The 21,210-nt window shown below is 65.9% G+C and carries 15 protein-coding genes; 9 read left to right on the top strand and 6 right to left on the bottom strand.

The window, feature by feature from the left end:
• The 3 genes from ACEN88_RS06560 to ACEN88_RS06550 form a co-directional block, all read left to right on the top strand.
• A partial coding sequence (locus ACEN88_RS06560; RefSeq protein ID WP_413338077.1) for a tetratricopeptide repeat protein occupies positions 1-431 on the top strand: 431 nt, incomplete at its 5' end.
• 88 nt (positions 432-519) lie between these two features.
• Positions 520-2,700 carry a prolyl oligopeptidase family serine peptidase gene (locus tag ACEN88_RS06555; RefSeq protein ID WP_413338076.1) on the top strand — a complete coding sequence of 727 codons (2,181 nt, stop codon included), beginning with the start codon at positions 520-522 and terminating at the stop codon, positions 2,698-2,700.
• A 152-nt stretch (positions 2,701-2,852) separates the two neighbouring features.
• Positions 2,853-3,002 carry a hypothetical protein gene (locus ACEN88_RS06550; protein WP_413338074.1) on the top strand — a complete coding sequence of 50 codons (150 nt, stop codon included), beginning with the start codon at positions 2,853-2,855 and terminating at the stop codon, positions 3,000-3,002.
• A 110-nt stretch (positions 3,003-3,112) separates the two neighbouring features.
• Here ACEN88_RS06550 and ACEN88_RS06545 read toward each other — a convergent pair whose 3' ends face one another.
• Together ACEN88_RS06545 and ACEN88_RS06540 are read right to left on the bottom strand one after the other, a co-directional pair.
• Complete coding sequence (locus ACEN88_RS06545) at positions 3,113-9,241, bottom strand: CHAT domain-containing protein (RefSeq protein WP_413338072.1); 6,129 nt, start codon at positions 9,239-9,241, stop codon at positions 3,113-3,115.
• A gap of 270 nt (positions 9,242-9,511) precedes the next feature.
• Positions 9,512-10,081 (bottom strand): helix-turn-helix domain-containing protein, encoded by a 570-nt coding sequence (locus ACEN88_RS06540; RefSeq protein ID WP_056129496.1) that lies wholly within the window; start codon positions 10,079-10,081, stop codon positions 9,512-9,514.
• A 134-nt stretch (positions 10,082-10,215) separates the two neighbouring features.
• Between ACEN88_RS06540 and ACEN88_RS06535 the strand changes: the two genes are divergently transcribed.
• The 6 genes from ACEN88_RS06535 (at position 10,216) to moaD (ending at position 17,177) form a co-directional block, all read left to right on the top strand.
• On the top strand, positions 10,216-11,421 hold the full coding sequence (locus tag ACEN88_RS06535) for a glycine C-acetyltransferase (RefSeq protein ID WP_413338070.1): 1,206 nt from the start codon (positions 10,216-10,218) through the stop codon (positions 11,419-11,421).
• Positions 11,422-11,519: 98 nt separating this feature from the next.
• Entirely contained in the window at positions 11,520-12,482 is a 963-nt protein-coding gene (locus ACEN88_RS06530; protein ID WP_413338069.1) for an NAD-dependent epimerase/dehydratase family protein, read from the top strand.
• A gap of 192 nt (positions 12,483-12,674) precedes the next feature.
• On the top strand, positions 12,675-14,051 hold the full coding sequence (locus ACEN88_RS06525; protein WP_413338067.1) for an L-serine ammonia-lyase: 1,377 nt from the start codon (positions 12,675-12,677) through the stop codon (positions 14,049-14,051).
• 146 nt (positions 14,052-14,197) lie between these two features.
• The gene (gene thrC, locus ACEN88_RS06520; protein ID WP_413338065.1) at positions 14,198-15,679 is read left to right on the top strand and encodes a threonine synthase; all 1,482 of its coding nucleotides are present in this window, start codon (positions 14,198-14,200) and stop codon (positions 15,677-15,679) included.
• Between the two features lie 23 nt (positions 15,680-15,702).
• Positions 15,703-16,911 (top strand): gephyrin-like molybdotransferase Glp, encoded by a 1,209-nt coding sequence (gene glp / locus ACEN88_RS06515; protein WP_413338079.1) that lies wholly within the window; start codon positions 15,703-15,705, stop codon positions 16,909-16,911.
• An 8-nt stretch (positions 16,912-16,919) separates the two neighbouring features.
• Entirely contained in the window at positions 16,920-17,177 is a 258-nt protein-coding gene (moaD, locus tag ACEN88_RS06510) for a molybdopterin converting factor subunit 1 (RefSeq protein ID WP_413338063.1), read from the top strand.
• Between the two features lie 121 nt (positions 17,178-17,298).
• Here the strand turns inward: moaD and dctP are convergent, their stop codons facing one another.
• The 4 genes from dctP to ACEN88_RS06490 form a co-directional block, all read right to left on the bottom strand.
• A complete protein-coding gene (gene dctP / locus ACEN88_RS06505; RefSeq protein ID WP_413338061.1) occupies positions 17,299-18,318 on the bottom strand; it encodes a TRAP transporter substrate-binding protein DctP in 1,020 nt (339 codons plus the stop codon).
• 361 nt (positions 18,319-18,679) lie between these two features.
• A complete protein-coding gene (locus tag ACEN88_RS06500; protein ID WP_413338059.1) occupies positions 18,680-20,044 on the bottom strand; it encodes a M28 family peptidase in 1,365 nt (454 codons plus the stop codon).
• Positions 20,045-20,154: 110 nt separating this feature from the next.
• Positions 20,155-20,622, bottom strand: a complete 468-nt coding sequence (locus tag ACEN88_RS06495) for an MgtC/SapB family protein (protein ID WP_056129476.1) — start codon at positions 20,620-20,622, stop codon at positions 20,155-20,157.
• 77 nt (positions 20,623-20,699) lie between these two features.
• Positions 20,700-21,210: alpha/beta fold hydrolase (locus ACEN88_RS06490; RefSeq protein ID WP_413338057.1), on the bottom strand; the 511-nt coding region annotated here is incomplete at its 5' end.

Here is a 21,210-nt window from a genome sequence, read left to right as displayed (position 1 = left end):
GTACAGCGCCTGCTCCGGATCGCGTGCGACGCGACGAGGCGCTGGCGGCGGCCTGGTACCGGCGCGCCGCCGAGCAGGGCGATGCGAGCGCCCAGAACAATCTCGGCGTCATGTATGCGAACGGCCAGGGCGTGCCGCAGGACGACGCGCAGGCCGTGCACTGGTACCGGCTCGCCGCCGAACAGGGCCACGCGCTGGCCCAGTACAACCTGGGCGGCATGTACAACAGCGGCCGCGGCGTCGCGCGCGATACCGTGCGCTCGTACATGTGGATGCTGCTCGCGGCCGACGCGGGCGACCCGGCCGCCAGCGCGAACAAGGCGATCGTCGCGCGCCGCCTGTCGGAGGAACAGATCGCGAGCGCGGACGACATGCGGCGCCAGTGGCAGAGTGCCCGGTCGTACGCGGGGCCGGAGCGGCGTGCCGCGTGAGCCCGGCGGTGTTGTCGTCCTGACAGCTGAATCGCGCTATCATGCTCAGCGGCATCCGCCGACAACCCATCGTACAACGACAACAACCATGCACATGAGACATGCCACCTTTGTCGCCGCCTTCGTCGCTCTCGCTGCGGCGCTCGCCGGTCCGGCCAACAGCCAGACCTGCCAGGGCAGCGCCACGCCGCTGACCTATCCGGTCGCGAAGAAAGGCGACCAGACCGACACCTATTTCGGCACGACCGTCGCCGATCCGTACCGCTGGCTGGAAGACGCCAACAGCGCGGACACGAAGGCGTGGGTCGACGCGGAAAACCAGGTGACGCAGGCTTACCTGGCCACGATCCCCCAGCGCGCCGCGATCCGCCAGCGCCTCACCCAGCTGTGGAACTACGAGCGCTACAGCGTGCCGTTCCGCGAAGGCGGCCGCTATTTCTTCAGCCGCAACGACGGCCTGCAGAACCAGGCCGTGCTGTACACGATGACGTCGCTGACGGACACGCCGCGCCTGCTGCTCGACCCGAACACGCTGGCCGCCGACGGCACCGTCGCCCTGGCCGGCCTCGCCGTGAGCCCGGACGGCAAGCGGCTCGCATACTCGACCGCGGCCTCGGGCTCGGACTGGAACGAGATCAAGGTGCGCGATGTGGTGACGGGCAAGGATCTCGCGGATCACATCAAGTGGGTCAAGTTCTCGGAGACGGCCTGGACGCGCGACGGCAAGGGTTTCTTCTATAGCCGCTACGACGAGCCGAAGGAAGCGACCAAGCTCGAAGACGTGAATTACTTCCAGAAGCTGTACTACCACAAGCTGGGTACGCCGCAGGACGCCGACGTGCTCGTCTACGACCGGCCGGACGAGAAGGAGTGGGGTTTCGGTGCCGCGACGACGGACGACGGCCGCTACCTCATCATCACCGCGACGAAGGGTACGGCCCATAAATACCGCGTGTTCTACAAGGACTTGACGAAGCCGGGCGCGAAGGTGCAACCGCTGATCAACAACTTCGACGCGGCCTACGACTTCGTCGACAACGTAGGTCCCGTGTTCTATTTCGTCACGGACCGCGATGCGCCGCGCCAGCGCATCGTCGCGATCGACACCCGCAAGCCGCGGGAGGCGAACTGGAAGACGATCGTGCCGGAAGGCGAGCAGACGCTCGTGGCGGCGCACCTCGTCGGCGACCGCTTGATCGCGCAATACCTCGCCGACGCGCGCAGTGTCGTCAGGATCACGGACCTGAAGGGCAAGCCGGTGCGCGAGGTGGTGCTGCCGGGCATCGGCAGCGTCGCGGGCTTCACGGGCAAGCGTGGCGACAAGGAAACCTTCTTCTCGTTCACCAGCTTCACGACGCCGACGACGATTTACCGGCTGGACATGAAGAAGGGCACCAGTACCGTGTTCCGCCAGCCGAAGGTCCAGTTCGACCCGAACGACTACGAAACGCGCCAGCAGTTCTTCACGAGCCGCGACGGCACGCGCGTGCCGATGTTCATCGTGTCGAAAAAGGGACTGAAGCTGGACGGCAACAATCCGACCTATCTGTACGGCTACGGCGGCTTCAATATTTCGCTGACCCCGGCCTTCTCGCCGGCCAACCTGGCGTGGATGGAAATGGGCGGCGTGTACGTTGTCGCCAACCTGCGCGGCGGCGGCGAATACGGCGAGGCGTGGCACGAGGCCGGCACGAAGCTCAAGAAGCAGAACGTGTTCGACGACTTCATCGGCGCGGCGGAATGGCTCCTTGCCAACAAGGTAACGTCGCCCGCGAAACTCGCGATCGGCGGCGGCAGCAACGGCGGCCTGCTCGTGGGCGCGGCGATGACTCAGCGGCCCGAGCTGTTCGCGGCGGCGATCCCGCAGGTGGGCGTGATGGACATGCTGCGCTTCCACAAGTTCACGATCGGCTGGGCTTGGACGTCGGACTATGGCTCGTCCGAAAACCCGGATGAGTTCAAGGCCCTGGTGAAGTATTCGCCGCTGCACAACCTCAAGCAGGGCACATGCTACCCGGCCACGATGATCACGACGGCCGACCATGACGACCGCGTGGTGCCGGCGCACAGCTTCAAGTTCGCCGCGACGGCCCAGGCGGCGCAGGCCGGACCGAATCCGGTGCTCATCCGCATCGACACGAAGGCTGGCCACGGCGCGGGCAAGCCGACGAACAAGCAGATCGAGGAAGTGGCCGACCGTTGGGGCTTCCTGACGAAGGCGCTCAACGTGGAGATGTCGCCCACCGTCGCGGGCGGCGCGGAGATATAAGTTTGCGTGATCCCCGCTGTCAGCGGCTGCAATATGACAGCGGGGAGACATCACGGAAACCTATTGCGGAGATCGGAAAAGGAAATTGGATTGATATCTGATGTGGGCGTAGACTTCAGTCATCAACGAACGATATTGAAAACGGAGCTGTCATGAACGCCTATACCACGATCTCGACCCGCAACACCGCCACCGGCGACAGCAAACTGAGCCGCATGTTTCGCACGTTCTGCATGGAAATGCGCCGCGCCATCGAAACCGTCGGCGCCGCGTACCAGAACGGCCTGCAGCCGCCGATGTAAGTCGCGCTTGCACCGCCGTCCCGCTGTGGCGGCGCTGTGCCCCGAAGGACCCGACAACCCCCGCCGCCTGCGGGGGTTTTTGTTTGGCGCCGTGCCCGCCTGCCGGGCCGTCAGAAGCTTTTCGCGACCTCCGCGCTTTCCGGCCGGGTCAGGCTCGCCGCGCTATGTCGTTCCGCCCGCTGCACACGCGAAGGCTGCAGCCTGAGCGCCAGCTTTCTGAGGTTGTCGGCGATCTGTTCCCGTGTCCTGGCGATCCGCTTGTAGCTTTCGTCCGGGCCTTCGCGGCGCGTGCTCAAAGCCCGGTACAGGCGCGCCAGCGCCTCGATGTCGGTCACGATGACATCCATCTCCGACGGTTTCAGCGCGACGCCATGGGTAGCGTCGGTATAGGCCAGCAGCACGTTGTCGAAGCTGGCCTGGCCGCTGGCGCCGTCATCCCCGAGAGTGCCCGTGATCAGGGTCTCCACCAGCAGCGCCTTGGCCCGTAGCAGAGTCGACGCGGTATCGGTGGATGGGTCGGTCTCGCAGGCGTAGGTGCCGCACAGCCGGGCGAACGTGATGGCGGCGCCTTGCGTCTTGTCGGCGGTGTACAGGCCGGCCAGCGCCTCCAGCGCCAGCCTGCTCAGGGCAAGGTCGGGAGCAATATTGCCGAGGGCTGTTTTGCCTTCGGCTTTCCGGTAAGCGTCGGTGGCCAGGCGCAACTGCTCTTCCATCCTGGTCGCGGCATCTGCGATTTCCTGGGTGCGGTCTTCGGACAGGGCCAGCAGCCGGCGCGCCTGCACGCTGGCCATACGGCGGTGGATCCTGCCGCGCAAGGCCTGGCGCAGGCAATTCGGTGCCACGCCAGGCCCGGCCGGTGTGGCCCGGTTGGCGTCGGGCCCGACGGCGATGTCGGACAAATGGTCGAGCGAATCGACCCGTGCCAACGCACGCTGGAGCAAAGCGTCGCTGCGCGCCAGTGCCTTGCGCAACTGCGCCTGGTCCGGCCCTTTGCCGTTCTCCGGCGGGAGCGCGCGCGCGGCGCACTGTTCGCCGTACTGGGCCTCGACCTCCGCCAGTTGTTCGATGTCACGGACCGACAATTTGCCGTATTGATCCTCAAGTTGGGCCGCGCGCAGGAAGGCATCGTAGGCCTCTTCGATCTGGTTCAGCTCCCGCCTCGTGGCGCCGAGGGCCGAATGCAACTCGGGACGCACCCGCCATTTGGGCTGGCATCGCTTGTCCACGAGCATGTCGACCCGCTTCGCGATGAGGGCGCTTTCCTGCTCGGCGTACGTATCGCGCTGGTGCGCCAGGCGCACCCGGGCATCCGCCAGGGCCTCCAACAGTTCTTCCAGCGCAACGAACGGGGTATCCTGCAGTACCGGTTCGTCGGTGTTGTCGGTGCTAGATTCCGCAGTCCAGCCAGGATCGCCGTAGGCCTGGAACGCGCCCCAGGTGAGATCGTTCCGATTGCGCTCCCAGACTTCGTAACGAGCGACCTTGACTGCTTCGCCGAACTGTTGACGTTGCCCTAGCAGCTGATTGTAGAAGCAGGTGCCGAAGCGCTGCGCCAACGCGTCGTCGACCGCCCAGCCCGTCACGAGCACGCAACGCACCCCGATCTCGATGAGTTCGCGGGCAATGCTGGCGGCCAGACGGTTGCTCTGGCGTCCATCGTCGAATTGCCCGGTATGGCAGCAATTCAGAAACACCAGTTCGGGTACCACTTCCATCGCCGAGATTTCGGCCGCGGTGATCAGCAAACCGTCCGATAGCAGCACGCCGCTGCGCGGTCGCCCGTCCTTGTGCTGCATGTGGAACACGCCGTGCCCGGAAATGTGCAGGATGCGCCACGGCTGCCGGTACAGCGCGGCCAGCACATGGGCCGCGTCGGTATCGTTGCCGGCGTCCTCCGGAACGGGTGGGCCGAGGCGCATCGGGCCGCCGCGGGCCGTGACGGCGGCGTCCTCCGTGAAGGTTGCCACGACGGACTCGTAGCCGATGAGCTGCTGTACTTCATAACTATGTTTTTTCAAGACCTGGGCGATCGTCAATGCCTCGTCGCGGGCGCCGGGGAGCGGCGCCGGTTGCCAGGCGGCCGCGTCACCGTCGGTCGGGACGAATCCGTCCTGGAAGCCCCGCACGGATGGATTGCCGATGACCAACGCGGTGTATGCCATCGCCTGCACCACCTGCGGCCGGTAGCGCAGCGAGGCAAGCTGCCGTACGACGGACGCGCGTACCGCAAGCGGCATGTTCTCGCGCTCGGCCCCGGTGCGCTCGCGCGGCGGCTCCTCGGCCAGCATCAGTTCCCATGGCAGGTTGGCCGTATACCCGTCGACGACGAGAACCAGCCGGTCGAGCTGGCGCGCCGCATCCTTGAAATCGTGCGGCACCATCAGTTGATACAGCATGCGGCCGAACTCCGGGTCCCATTTGTGGCTCGCGATCTGGCGCCGGACCAGCGTCTCGATCAGGCTCGGCTGGCGCTGCTGGACGATGGTCTCGGCGCGCGCCCGGGTGCCGACGTACATGAAGCGGAGACGATCGGCGATCGGCGCCTCTGCCTGTTCTGTCGGCTTGAGGGCCGGCGGGGCGAGTGCATTTTCCTCGGTCCGGTCCGCGTCCGTGACGATGATGCGCGGCCAGTAGCTGGCCTCCGCCGTATCGTGCAGGCGCTGGCGCATCCCTTCGCCGCTGACCAGCTCATCGCAGGTCACGAGTTCCGTGTTGTGGCTGGCGGCGAACTGCTTCATACGTTCGCGCAAGTCGCGCAACGCGTATACGGCGCTGATGGCCGTGTCCAGGTACAGTTCGACGATATCGAGCGTGGCGATGTGGATGTTGGTACCTGTCCGCTCGTGGAAGCGGGCGTTGGCCAGCACCACGCCGCGGACCAATGCCTCGACCGACGCCGCGGCGGACAGGTTGGCGGAGGAATTAAAGCCGATCAACAGCGAGCTCAGCGCCAGCTCACGTTCATCCTTCCCCAGCACATCCATTACCTGCAGCAGGAAACGCAGAGCGCCCACGCGCACCGATTCGGTGAGCTCGGAGGCACTGAGCGAGACGTCGTAGCGCCCCAGTCCGGTGACCACCGCACCGCTCAGGCGGGCCGCGCGCGCGCCGCGCAGCACGACGGTCGCGGAACCGCGTGCGCCTGCGTACTGGCCGAGGTTGTAGCGCTTGCTCAGGTCGCCACCGAGGAGTTCGCGGTCGATCAGGGCTTCCGGTCCGGAGATCGGATCCTGTTCGTAGTGGCCGACCATGATCGGCATGGAGAGGAAGCGCAGGTCCATCGCACGCACCTTGACGTCCAGGCGGCGCGGCGGCGCGGCCGGCAGCCGGCTACGCAGCGAGCCGCCGAGCAGGCAGCGCTGCACCGCCTCGGTGTCGGCCGCGGTCGGGGGCGCCGCGTCGTACATGACGGGACCCATCTTCTCGATCGTCCGCAGCGGCGGTTCGTGCGACAGGTGGCGGGTTGTGCCGGCTTTCAGCAGTTCGGCAAGCGCCGGGAAGTACTCCTGCGTTGCCGCCATGTCGCCATGGCGGGCCGGCATGAAGTAATAGCTGTCGATGCCGGGCAACCGGCCGGATTCCCAGGTCACGATGCCGTCGCCGGACGGGGTGGCCATCATGCCCGGATGCGGAAGTCCGGCAAGCTCCACGAGGCCGCAAGGCGTGCTGGGTGCGACGCCGAACACATAGATCGTGGTCGGATCCGAACTCGCGGTCGGGAGCGCCTTGCCGACGCGCTCCCGTTCCAGCTCGGCATTCTTGTCGGACAGCCACGCGGCCTGGACCAGCAGTGCCTGCGATGGCGTGGCGCTGCATCCGGCGCCGAACCAGCGGTCGGAAACGAGGCCGGCCAGGCGCTTCCACTCCTGCGCGTCGTAATAATCGTGTTCTCTGCTGCCCGGTATCATGCCGACGGTTTCGGCGAAGTCACGCGCAGGAAGCAGGCTGAGCACACCTGGAAAGCGCGCGAAGGTGTCCAGCAGCTTCCGGAGGGAGGGGCCGTTGACGTCGAGCCGCCATAGTGAGCGGAAGCCGTCGCCTTTGCCCAGCAGGTCGGCCACTATCGAATGGGTGCCGCGGTTGGGTGTGCCGAGCATGACGATGCGCGCACCTTTGCGCTCCATGAGGATGCGGAGGATGTTTTGTGCGGGCAGGCAGGCACAGGCACGCACCACGAGGCCGCCCATGCCGTGGGCGAGGAAGCGCACCGGAACCTGGCTGTCGCGGAAACGCTCCAGAAAGGCGGCGAGCCGCTTTCCAAGGTCTTCCGGCGACAGCCGCCAGTCATAAGGAAACGGCTCCACCTGGTGACTGTCGGCGAGGTGGCGGCACAGGTTGCCGTACAAGATGTCGAATATGTCCGTCGCCTCGGTGTCGTAACAGTTCGCATCGGGGAGCTCGAGCAGTTCCAGCCCGCGCGCGCCTGGCAGGGGCGGGAACCAGATGTGATTCTGCCTGGTCTTCAGGTGCGATCCCATCAGGTCCGGCAGGACCACGACGATCGGCAGCCGCGCCGCGCCGCTGCGGCCCCGCCAGCTTGTCGCCTTTGCCATGGCGGCGGCGTAGTCCTCGCGTTCGGGCAGCGTGATGAAACGGTCCAGCTTGTCGACGTCGGGACTCAGCAGCCAATCGCGCACCGCGATGCGGCTGGAACTGTTGGTGAAATAGCGGAAGTGCGATACGTTGCTCCCCCGTTCGAACAATATGCGCGCGTTGGCTCTGGGAGCGATCCCTGCCAGCATGGCGGGCGTGTCGACCACAAGGTCGTTGTCTTCCTTGTCGAACAGGACGAAGTCGGTGAGCGCGACGCGCAGCCGGCTCAGCATGTCGCCGCCCTCGGCGTCGCCGGCGATGACCGCCATCTGGATGCCGGGTTGGACCGGCGCCACGCACAGGAACTGGGTCAGGGGCGAATCCGGCAGCATGGCCTCGATGCCGGGCACCATGTGCGGGTCCGTGCGGCGCTTGGCGATTTCGATGACGGCGCGCCGGAACTCCCGGTACAGCAAGCTCGAATAGAGGAAGGGCACGGCGCCGAGCAGGGTCAGCACGCTTGACAGGAACACGTCGAAGTTACCGCTGGCCAGCAGCGTCCCGTTGGCGGGGCTGGCGATGCGCGCATACCTGCGAATCACGAGCTTGCGGTCGCGAAGTTCGCCGGCGAGATTCAGCAGCATCTTGAGTTGGTCGCCGTAGGCGTCCTTCAACCCATCCAGGATGGCCTTGCCCAACTTCTCGTCGTGCGTTCCCGGCGAAGGAAACCGGTAGCAATAGTTTTCGATCTGGGCGCCGAAATCGGCCAGGCACAGCAAGTCCGCGACCAGGCCGCCGCGCGAGTGCGAGACCAGCGAGACCTGGGCGCCGTGCGGCAGGGCGCGGACCAGGTCGAGTGCGTTTTCGATCGGGCTTTGCGATAGCGTCCGGTGTTCGAAGCCGTAGATGTGTTCGCCAAAGCGATTGACCAGGCTTTTCCAAAGGTCTGGTTCCGCGGTGCACAGGTGGCCGAAACTGCCTGCGGTGCTCGATCCGGTGCCATGGATAAACACGAGCAGGTGCGTGTCCGGCGACAATGGCTTGGAACCGGGGCCCGTCAGATTTGCTTCAGTCAATTTCAACTCCGCCAGGTCGTGCGGTGTGCCTCCCCCATATTCGAGGCGACACAGGCCAGGGCGGTCAAGGCGCGCCTCGATGGCTTTCATCAGGGCCATGGTGCCGAGCCAGGTCACGCCGGCCTGGGCCATGCCGACGTCGGCGGCGACGTCGCGCAGCAGGTCGTCGTGACCCGACTCCGGCACCGCGAGCAGCGTGATCCTGCTGATCAACCCCTTCAGCATGGCCACCGCACCGCGCTGCGCGTTCGTATCCGGGCCCAGCTTGTCGAGGTCGGGCTGGCTGTCTTTCTGTTTCTGCAACTGGCTGTCGCCGGCGCGGTCCAGCGCCTCCTTCAGGCGGGCCGGGTTGGCCACGAGCGTCCCCCCGTCCGCCAACTCCAGGACGACGATATGATCGGGTGCTACCGAGAAGGTCTTCGTCGTCGCTTCGGTGTCGCGCGCGGCGGGACTCACGTCGATCGCCCACACCGTTTCCAGGCCCGGTGGCAGCAGCTCGTCGTCGGCTTCCTGACCGGGACCGGCGGCGCGAGGAATGACGCGCACGAAGGCTGCCGGCATCGGTTTCGTTTCAAGCTGACGCCCTGTGATGGTCAACATCACGGTATCGCCGCGAGCTTGGTCGGTCATGGCTAACCTCTCTGGTCTTTGCCATGCTGCAAACGGACGGCACGCGGGGTGCAACCCACATCGTGCCGGGCGGTCGGCGGCAATGGCGGTTGTCGATGGGAACGCAGTCGGATGAGTCCTGTTGACGGCGGATCAATGACGAGATTGACTTGGGAAAGCCCGGCCTGGCGGTTGCTGTGAGTTATATGAACGGCGTGCGCAAATGTACAGCGTAAGATCGACCTTTTGACGAGAGGTTCGCGTGTTGAGTGAAACGGAAGTGCCGCCCAGCTAGCGGTGTACGACCACCAGCAAGGCCTTCGCCTCCGTCTTGCCGGCATTCCGGATGGCATGATTCTGGTCGGCCGGATAACGCGCCGTCGCGCCGTGCTTGATTTTTCGCTTCTCGGCCCCGACCTCCAATTCCACCGTCCCAGTTACCACGGTCAAGTGCTCGTTGGTACCAGGATCATGGGCCTGCGACGCCAGTTCGCCGCCCGGCTGCAAGGTCAGTTCATACCATTCATACTTGCCGGCAAGGTCCATCGGTCCCAGGATGCGCAGGGAGTAGCCCGCGTGGCTGCCGGGCAAGGTGGGGATTTCGTGGGCGTCGACGACACGGATCAGGTCGACCGCGCGCACTTCGGAGGAGAGTAATTCGCCGATCTGCACGCCGAGCGCATTGGCCAGGCGCCACGTGATGGCGATGGTGGGGTTGGCCTTTTCGCGCTCGATCTGCGACAGCATCGATTTGGACACGCCGGCGATGCGCGACAGGTCTTCCAGGGTCAGGCCGCGTGCGAGTCGCAGCCGCTGCAGGGTGGCGCCGACTTCCGGCGGAGCACTGGTATTGTTGTTCATGGAGCTTGCTTGCCAAGTTCAATGGCTGGGAGTAATATTCAATATATTGAATTTCTGTTCGAAATATAGAACAAGTTCCATACATCGAACGAATCCACACTATACCATTCGCCAACCGACAAGGACGAGGAAACATGAGCGATCAAGCATTCTATAGCGGCCTCCAGCAGAAACTCGACACGCTCAAGACCGGGGGCCTGTTCAAGCCCGAACGCGTGCTTGCCTCGCGCCAGGGCGCCGAAGTGGTCGCGGACGATGGCCGCACGCTGATCAATATGTGCGCCAACAACTACCTCGGCCTGTCGGGCGACGTCGAGACGCAGAAGGCCGCCGAAGCGGCGCTGCAGAAATACGGCTACGGCCTGTCGTCCGTGCGTTTCATCTGCGGCACGCAGACGGTGCACAAGGAACTCGAGAAGAAGCTGTCGGACTTCCTCGGCACGGAAGACACGATCCTGTACGCCGCCGCGTTCGACGCCAACGGCGGCGTGTTCGAGCCGCTGTTCGACGAGAACGACGCGATCATCTCGGATGCGCTGAACCACGCGTCGATCATCGACGGCATCCGGTTGTGCAAGGCCGCGCGCTACCGCTATGCCAACAACGACATGGCCGACCTGGAAAAGCAGCTGCAGGCCGCGACGGAAGCCGGCAGGCGCCACAAGATCATCGTCACGGACGGCGTGTTCTCGATGGACGGCACGATCGCGCAGCTCGACAGGATCGTCGCGCTGGCCGAGAAATATGGCGCGCTGACGATGATCGACGAGTCGCATGCGTCCGGCTTCATGGGCAAGACGGGCCGCGGCACGCACGAGCACTGCGGCGTGATCGGCAGGATCGACATCATCACGGGCACCCTCGGCAAGGCGCTGGGTGGCGCGATGGGCGGTTTTACCTCCGGCCGCAAGGAAGTCATCGAGACCTTGCGCCAGAAATCGCGTCCGTACCTGTTCTCGAACACGCTGGCGCCGATGATCGCGGGCGCGTCGCTCGCGGTGCTGGACCGCATCGGCAAGTCGACCGAACTGCGCGACCGCCTGCACGAGAACACGGCCTATTTCCGCCGCGAGATCGAGCGCATCGGCTTCACCATCAAGCCGGGCACGCACCCGGTGGTGCCGGTGATGTTGTTCGACGCACCCGTCGCGCAGAAATTCGCCGCCCGCATGTTCGAACTGGGCGTGCTGCTGTCGGGCTTCTTCTACCCGGTGGTGCCGATGGGGCAGGCGCGCGTACGCGTGCAGCTGTCGGCCGCGCATACCCGCGAACAGCTCGACAAGGTGCTGGGCGCCTTCGAGCAGGCCGGCCGCGAACTGGGCATCATCAAGGCCGCCTGACCGCGACAGCCGGATCATCGATCGACCGGATGCGCCGCCCACGAAGCGGCGCGCCGGAACAGGCTCACGAAGCCGCAAAAAGAGCAAGGAAAACAAGCATGGAACGCATCCTCGTCATCGGCGCCAACGGCCAGATCGGCAGTGAACTGGTAACCGCCCTCGCGCAGCAGCACGGCGCGGCCAACGTGATCGCAGCGGACATCGGCACGGACAACGTCTACGGCGCCGCGCGCTACGTCCGCGTCGACGTGCTCGACAAGGACGGGGTGGCCCGCCTGATCGCCGTCGAAGACATCACGCAGGTCTACCAGCTGGCGGCGCTGCTGTCGGCCACGGGCGAAAAGGCGCCGTTGAAGGCATGGACGCTGAACATGGACGGCCTGCTGAACATCCTCGAGATCGCGCGCGAGCGGGGAGACGCCGGCAAGCCGCTGAAGGTGTTCTGGCCGTCGTCGATCGCCGCGTTCGGCCCGAATACGCCGGCGGAAGCCACGCCGCAGACCACGATCATGGATCCGACGTCGATCTACGGCATCAGCAAGCTGGCCGGCGAGCGCCTGTGCGAGTACTACCACGCGAAGTATGGCGTGGACGTGCGCAGCATCCGCTACCCCGGCATCATCAGCTACAAGTCGCCCCCGGGCGGCGGCACGACGGACTACGCGATCGCCATCTTCCACGCGGCCCTGCGCGGCGAGACGTACGAATGCTTCCTCGGCCCGGAAACGACGCTGCCGATGATCTACATGCCGGACGCGATCCGCGCCACCATCGAGCTGATGGAGGCCCCCGCGGAGCAGGTCGTCATCCGTTCCTCGTACAATGTGGCCGGCGTGTCGTTCAACCCGCGCGAACTGGCCGCCGCCATCCAGAAAAAACTGCCGGCGTTCCGCATCGCGTACCAGCCGGACAGCCGCCAGCAGATCGCCGATTCCTGGCCGAAGAGCCTCGACGACAGCCGCGCGACCGCGGACTGGGGCTGGAAGGCGCGCGTCAAGGTCGACGAGATGGTCGAGGACATGCTGGCCAATGTCGATGTCGGGTTGAGCAAGGCGGCTTGAGTACACTATGCGCATGTGTGGATTCACCATAAGTGGACAACATATGCACCGTCATTCCCGCGAAGGCGGGAATCCGAGCTGAGCTGGCATTGCCGATTCAGTATGGATTCCCGCTGCCGCGGGAATGACGCTTTTTGAGGGCGGCGTCCACGAGACGTTCCAACAGCCCGCTACACAACAAGGAGACAGCTCATGGACATGAGCGTATTTGACCTGTTCAAGATCGGCATCGGCCCATCCAGTTCGCACACCGTCGGCCCGATGGTCGCCGCGCGCCGCTTCCTCGTCGAATGCGGCCCGCTCAGCGATGTCGTGGGCGTGGAAGCACACCTGTACGGCTCGCTGGCGCTGACGGGCGTCGGCCACGCCACCGACAAGGCGGTCATCCTCGGCCTGATGGGCGAGACGCCGCAGGACGTCGACCCGGACACCGTCGAGGACAAGCTCGCGGAAGCGGAACTGGACGGCGTGCTGAACCTGCTCGGCACCAAGACTGTGCCGTTCACCCGCGGCACGGGCCTCGTGTGGCACAAGCAATCCACGCTGCCGGACCATCCGAACGGCATGCGCTTCGTGCTGAAGCTGGCCGACGGCAGCGTCATCGAGCGCATTTATTACTCGGTCGGTGGCGGCTTCGTCACGGCCCCGGGCGAAACGCAGGCGGCGCGCGAGACGGTCGCGGTGCCGTTCCCGTTCTCGACGATGCGCGAGCTGCTGGCGCAGGGCGAGCGCGACGGCTTGGCGATCCCGGCCATGCTGCGCGCGAACGAGTGCGCGCGCATGACGAACGACGCACTGGATGCCGGCCTGGACCGCATCTGGGCAGTGATGCGCAGCTGCATCGAGCACGGCCTCGTCACGGAAGGGGAACTGCCGGGCGGGCTGAACGTCAAGCGCCGCGCGGCGAAGCTGTGGCGCCAGGAGCAGGCGGCGCGCTACGCGACGAACCACCTGCCGCACGACGCCGTCAACCAGGTCAGCCTGTACGCGATGGCCGTCAACGAAGAGAATGCGGCCGGCGGCCGCGTGGTGACGGCGCCGACGAACGGCGCGGCCGGCATCGTCCCGGCCGTGTTGCGCTACTACGCCGAGGATTGCCGTCCGACCGATGCGCGCCGCGGCATCCACGACTTCCTGCTGACGGCGGCCGCGATCGGCATGCTGTGCAAGAAGAACGCTTCCATCTCCGGTGCGGAGATCGGTTGCCAGGGCGAGGTCGGCGTCGCGTGCGCGATGGCGGCGGCGGGGCTCGTCGCCGCGCTGGGCGGCACCAACGGCCAGATCGAAAACGCGGCCGAGATCGGCATCGAACACCATCTGGGCATGACCTGCGACCCGATCGGCGGCCTCGTCCAGATCCCGTGCATCGAACGCAACGGCATGGGCGCGATCAAGGCGATCACGGCGGCGTCGCTGGCGATGAAGGGCGACGGCACGCACTTCGTCACCCTGGACGAGGTCATCGAGACGATGCGCCAGACCGGATTCGACATGCAGGCGAAGTACAAGGAAACGTCGCTGGGCGGCCTGGCGATCCACGTGGTGACGGTGAATCACGCCGCGTGCTGATGCAAACGGTGGGCTTTCGCGCCCGCCGCATTGCAGCGCATCATTTTCCAACGAAATAACAAAACAATATTCGGTAAAAAGACAATATTGCTCGTCCGGACTATAATAAATATCCAACGCCAGCCAACCCCGATCTTTTCTATCGTATGCAATATGTGTCCACCCGCGCAACGAGCGCGTCCGCAGCACGTAATCCCCAACAATTTTCCGACATCCTGCTGGGCGGCCTGGCGCCGGACGGCGGGCTGTATCTGCCCGAACAGTACCCGCAGGTGACCGGCGCCGAGCTCGACGCCTGGCGCAAGCTGTCCTACGCGGAACTCGCGTACGAGATCCTGCGCAAGTTCGCGACCGATATTCCGGACGCCGACCTGAAGGCCCTCACGGCGAAGACGTACACCCCCGAGGTCTACAGGAACGCCCGCGCCGACGAGTCCGCAAGCCAGATCACGCCGCTGCGCGTGCTGGAACAGTCGCCGGAACGCACCTTGATCCTGCAGGGCCTGTCGAACGGCCCGACGCTGGCCTTCAAGGACATGGCGATGCAGCTGCTGGGCAATCTGTTCGAATACGCGCTGGCGAAGAACGGCGACGAGCTGAACATCTTCGGCGCCACCTCCGGCGACACGGGCAGCGCGGCCGAATACGCGATGCGCGGCAAGCGAGGCATCCGCGTGTTCATGCTGTCGCCGCACAAGAAGATGAGCGCGTTCCAGACCGCCCAGATGTTCAGCCTGCAGGATCCGAACATCCACAATATCGCCGTCGAAGGCGTGTTCGACGATTGCCAGGACATGGTCAAGGCCGTGTCGAACGACCTCGAATTCAAGGTCCGCCAGAAGATCGGCACGGTGAACTCGATCAACTGGGCGCGCGTCGTCGCGCAGGTCGTGTACTACTTCCGCGGTTACCTGAGCGCGACGACGTCGAACGACCAGAAAGTGTCGTTCACCGTCCCGTCGGGCAACTTCGGCAATATCTGCGCCGGCCACATCGCGCGCATGATGGGCCTGCCGATCGCGAAGCTGGTCGTCGCGACGAACGAGAACAACGTGCTGGACGAATTCTTCCGCACCGGCGTGTACCGCGTCCGTAAATCGTCCGAGACGTATCACACGTCGAGCCCGTCGATGGACATCTCGAAGGCATCGAACTTCGAGCGCTTCGTGTACGACCTCGTCGGCCGCGATGCGGACCGCACGCACGCGCTGTTTCGCAAGGTCGACACGCACGGCGGCTTCGACCTGTCGGGCGCGCCGGGCAGCGACGGCGACGAATTCAAGCTGGTCGCGAACTATGGCTTCCAGTCGGGCTGCTCGACGCACGAAGACCGTCTCGCGACGATCCGCGACGTGTTCGACGACTACGGCATCACCATCGACACGCACACGGCCGACGGCATCAAGGTCGCGCGCGAACACGTGGAGCCGGGCGTGCCGATGATCGTGCTGGAGACGGCGCTGGCCGCCAAGTTCAACGAGACGATCCTGGAAGCGCTGGGCACCGACGCCGCGCGTCCGGCCGGCTTCGAGGACATCGAGTCGCTGCCGCAGCGCTTCGTCGTCATGCAGCCGAACGTCGCCGAGATGAAGCAGTTCATCGCGGCGCACACGGGGCTGGACAAGTGAACCAGCCTGCACGCAAGCCGCTGATGCCGGTGCGGGAGGCGCTGGACTTCCTGCTGGCGGCGGCGCGTGCCGTCGACGGCGTCGAGGACGTCGACACGCTTGCCGCCAACGGCCGCGTGCTCGCTTGCGACCAGGTGTCGGGCTTGAACGTGCCGTCGGCGGACAACACGCAGATGGATGGCTATGCCGTCCGCGCGTCCGATTGCGCCAGCGGGTCGGTCACGTTGCGCATCGCCCAGCGCATCCCGGCCGGCACCGTCGGCCAGCCCCTGGAACCGGGCACCGCCGCGCGCATCTTCACGGGCGCGCTGATTCCAGAGGGTGCGGATGCCGTCGTGATGCAGGAGCAGTGCGAGGCGAACGGCGATCAGGTGACGATCAAACACGCGCCGCAGTCGGGCGAATGGATCCGCCGCGCCGGCGAGGACATCGTCGCCGGTTCCGTGATCCTGCCGGCCGGTACGCGGCTGCGCGGCCAGGAGCTGGGGTTGGCGAGTTCCGTCGGCCTCGCGCGCCTGCCCGTGCGCCGGCGCGTGCGCGTGGCCGTGTTCTTTACGGGCGACGAGCTGGCGATGCCGGGCGAGCCGCTGGCGCCGGGCGCCATCTACAATTCGAACCGTTTTACCTTGCGCGGGCTGCTGGAAAACCTCGGCTGCGAGATCAGCGACTACGGCATCGTGCCGGATTCGCTGCGGGCCACGCGCGACACGTTGCGTGCCGCGGCCGCCGAGCACGACCTGATCATCACGTCGGGCGGCGTCTCGGTCGGCGAGGAAGACCACATCAAGCCGGCCGTGGAAGCGGAAGGGCGCCTGAACATGTGGCAGATCGCCGTCAAGCCGGGCAAGCCGCTGGCATTCGGCGAAGTGAACCGTGAAGGATCAGGCGCCGCGTTCTTCCTGGGCCTCCCGGGCAATCCGGTGTCGAGCTTCATCACGTTCCTGCTGTTCGTGCGGCCGTTCCTGCTGCGCCTGCAGGGCGTCACGGGCGGCGTCGCACCGAAGGCGATCCCGCTGCGCGCGGATTTCGAGTGGACGAAGCCGGACCGCCGCAACGAATTCCTGCGCGCCCGCATCAACGATGCCGGCGGGCTGGACCTGTTCCCGAACCAGGGCTCCGGCGTGCTGACGTCGACGGTATGGGCCGACGGCCTGATCGACAACCCGCCGGGCCAGGCGATCGCGAAGGGCGACATCGTGCGCTTCATTCCGTTCGCGGCGCTGCAGTACTGAGAAATATTATGAAGATCAATCTGCGATTCTTTGCCAGCGTGCGTGAAGCCGTAGGCAGTTCGGGCGAGTCGGTCGACCTGCCCGAAGGTGTGGCCACCGTGGGCGCCGTGCGCGACTTCCTGATCGCCCGCGGCGGCACGTGGGCCGAGGCCCTCGCGCATGAGCGCGCGCTGCGCATGGCGTTCAACCATGTGATGTGCGAGCCGGGGACGCCGGTACAGGAAGGCGGGGAAGTGGCGTTCTTCCCGCCGGTCACCGGCGGATGAGTCGTCGTTCCCGCGAAAGCGGGAACCCATGCAGAGCTCTCGAAGCCGCATGCGGTTGTTCGCGAGCGAGGCAGTCGGAGGCTCAGCATGGATTCCCGCGTGCGCGGGAATGACGGTGTGCTTAGACGATCGTTTTTTCCGCCAGCGCCAGCAGCTTCGCGCAATTCGCATTGCGCTCCCCGTAGTCGCGCCACGCCGTCGCGCGTGCCAGCTCCTGCCATTTGCGCAGCGAGTCCTGGTTCAGGTCCACCGTGCGCCCGCCGGCACCCTGGAACAGCGCGGCCACGGCCGCATCGTCCTGCTGGGCCGACTTGCGCGCGAACGCTTCCAGGTCGGCGCCCACCGACAGCAGCACGGCCTGCTGGTCCTTCGGCAGGCGCTCGAAGGCGGCACGCGACATCAGCAGCGGCTCCAGCATGAACCAGTAGGTGCCGCCGCGCGCGGTCGTCACGGACTTGCTCACTTCGTCGAGGCGGAACGAGATCAGCGACGACGACGACGTCATGGCCGCGTCGAGCTGGCCCTTTTCCATCGCGCCCTTGATGTCGTTCGACGGCATCGTCACGACGGTGGCGCCGGCTTCCTTCAGGATCATGTCCATTTCTGGCGAGCCGCCGCGCACCTTCAGGCCGGCCGCGTCTTCCGGATCGACGATCGGCTTGCCGCGCGACGCCATGCCGCCCGCCTGCCAGATCCAGCTCAGCATGATCAGGCCCTTGTCGGCCAGTACGCGATTGAATTCCTTGCCGATCTCTTCGTTCTTCCAGGCATAGCCCTGTTCATACGACGTGACGAGGCCCGGCATCAGGCCGATGTTCACTTCCGGGAGGTCGGCGCCGGCGTACGACAGCGGCACCAGCGAGATGTCCAGCGCGCCCTTGGCCAGGGCGGGGATCTGCGCATCGCTCTTCATCAGGGTGGAGCGGGGGTAGATCGAGAATTTGACTTTGCCTTTGGTCCGGCGCTCCGTCTCGGCCGCGAACATGCGGCACAGGCGGTCGCGGAAATCACCTTCGGCGACACTGCCGCCGGGGAATTGATGGGAAATCTTGAGGTTCGTGGGCTGGGCCCATGCAGCGTGCAACAAGAGCGGACTGGCCGCAATTCCAACCAGCATTGTCCTACGGGTGATAACCGACATACACATCCTCCAAGATGATATTACGGACTACCTTACGAATCGTGGACGCCTCTTGACGACCGCCATGGGCGCACATCGTTCGAGCTTTTTACATTTTTTGTAGCCTATAAGAATAGGCTCAGCAGTGGCCTTGTCAAGAAAATATTGCGCCGAAAAACCATGCGGCGCAGCATAAACACAGGCTGCACAAGGGCGCCGTCAAGGGCGCAGTATCGCGCCGCAGAGTCGAGGAGGTTTGCGCCGGATCTGAAGTGCGGCGTGCTGCGGCGCCGCGAATGTTACATCCGTCGCCAGACGGCCGGCGGCGCTTTTTGACAGGGCATGCGGGGCGTGTCATGCGCCCTGCATGATGGGGCGGGGATCAGCGTGCGGGGAACGGATACGTGGCCGGGCTCACGTTGCCGTCCTTGTCGACGGCCTGCACGCCGAACAGCAGGTTGTCCTTGGACAGGTCGACGCGGTACGTCGTCACGTTGCCGACGAACTTCGATCCCTGCCACAGCGGCGCCGTCGTGTCGCGCCACACGATGCGGTAGCCGGCCAGGTCGGGTTCCGTGTTCGCCTTCCACACGAGGTCCGTGCCGTTGTCGAGGTTCGCCGTCTTCACCTTGACGTCCTGCGGCGCGGCCGGCGCCAGCGCCAGCGACGCGAGCGACGCCGCGTTCACGCGCGCGACCTGGGCCACGTAGTCCGGATCGACGTATTCGACGAGGTCGCCGATCTTCCTGCCGTTCTCCGTGCGCAGGTCCTGGTGCTGGTGGTTGAAGTCCTCGTGCGGTTCCGTGAAGCGCACGGCCGCGTAGCCGGCGTCGAGGAACGGGCTGTGGTCGCCGCCGCGCAGGTAGCGGTCGCGCCGGTAGATGATGTTCACCTTGAAGTTCGGGACATAGCGCTCGCCCGTCTCCTTGACGTGGCGCGCGAGCTGGCGCGTGATCGAGTCGTTCTCGCCGCCCGTCTGGAGGAGGGTGCGCAGCGCCGGCGTCGTCTCCTTCACTGGCGGGACGCCTTCAGCGAACAGGCGCACCTCCGCATTGTCAAGCTTGCCGTTCTCGTCGTGCGAGCTGCCGATGATGTCGTTGTTCAGCATGCCCGCGATGTTCATGCCGGCCGCTTTCGCCTTCGCCGCGTAGTCGCCGGAGCCGTACAGGCCTTGCTCTTCCGCCGCGACGGTCATGAACACGAGCGACGCGTCGAACTTGTGGCGCGACATCACGCACGCCATCTCGATGACGGCGGCGGTGCCCGACGCGTCGTCGTTCGCGCCCGGCGCGTCGGCCGTGGTGTTCATCACGTCGGTCACGCGCGAATCGTAATGGCCGCTGACGACGTAGTAGCGGTCCTTCGACGCCGGCTGCGTGCCGGGCAGCGTGGCCACCACGTTGACGATCTCCGTCGGGCGCGTGATGCGGTTGGCGACGGGGTGGACGTGGCTCTGGAACTGCACGTCCAGCTTGCCGGCGCCGCAGCGTTCCAGCTCGGCCTTGATCCAACGCCGCGCGGCGCCGATGCCGCGCGTGTTCGATGCCGTCTCGGACATCGTGTGGCGCGTGCCGAAGCTCACGAGTTTTTCGACGTAGGCGTGGATGCGCTGCGGCGAGATCTCGCGCACGATCGCGTCGACGTCGGCCTGGCGCGCGGGGAGGGTGGCGTCCGCGAGCGGCGCGGCGTTGGCGCCGGCGCCGAGCAGCAGCAGGATGGGGAGGGTGGTCTTGTGAACGGGATGCATGGGACTCCTTGGCCGCTTGGGCTTTTTGTATGATGGGCGACGTGCGGATGCGCGGGCGTCGCCGCCATGCACTCTACCCGACGGCGGCCAACCGGGAAATCTTTACAACGTCAGGTCTTGGACCAGCGCCGCAGGATGGCGAGGATGACGAGGGCGAACAATGTCGACAGCAGCGCCGTCGCCTCGCGGCCCATGCCCGCCGCGACGCCGAGAGCGGCCGTCAGCCAGATGCTGGCCGCCGTCGTGAGGCCGCGCACGTCGTTGCGGTCGCGCTGCTTGAGGATCGCGCCGGCGCCGAGGAAGCCGATGCCGGCCGTCACGCCCTGCAGCACGCGCGACAGGTCTTCCATCTTCATGCCCGCCTGCAGCGGGATCAGGACGAACAGCGCGGAGCCCAGCGACACGAGCATGTGCGTGCGCAGGCCCGCGGGCGCGCCGACGGATTCGCGTTCCCAGCCCAGCACGCCGCCCAGTACGACCGCCACCAGCAGGCGCACGACGATGCGGACAATGCTCGCGCCGTCGCCGATGTCGGTGAATTCCTCGCGTACCGTGCCCCACACGTCGTCCCAGCTCATGTCATCTCCTTCCCGCCGTCTCCTCGATATCGATGACGGTCATGATGCCAGCGCGGCCTTGACGGCGGCGCACGGACTTACAGCGTGTCGAGGAAGGTGCGGATCGCCGCGTTGACCGCCTGCGGCTGGTCGAACATCGCGAAGTGGCGCGACGGCGCGACCGTCACCACCTGCAGTTTCGGCGTGCCTTCCATCAGCGCGCGGTAGTAGTCGGCCTTGGCGGCGGGCGTGAGGCCTTGCTGGCTGCTGTCCAGGTCCAGGTAGGGCACGATCGTCAGCACCGGCGCCTGGATCGCCTTGAGGCCGGGGCGCAGGTCCACGGTCACGACGTCGGCGGCCCACGTGCCGACCGACGCCGGATCGCTGCGCGCCGTCAGCCGGGCCAGCGCATCGGCCCTGGCCATGTCCATCACACCGATCGTGCGCATATAGCCTTGCTGCTGCTGCGCGAACCGCGCCGGCGGCTGGTTGCCGGCCTGGGCGCCCATCCGCTCGGCGAATTGGGCTCGCTGCTGAGGCGTCATGTCTTCCGCGCCGGGCATCACGGGCAGGCCGTCGATGCTGACGATGCCGCCGACCGCGGACGGC

The organism is Massilia sp. CT11-108 (assembly GCF_047302915.1).
Classification (GTDB): domain Bacteria; phylum Pseudomonadota; class Gammaproteobacteria; order Burkholderiales; family Burkholderiaceae_D; genus Telluria; species Telluria orientalis.
The sequence above is the reverse complement of the archived record's forward strand: the minus strand, read 5'-3'. Positions and strand labels throughout refer to the sequence as shown.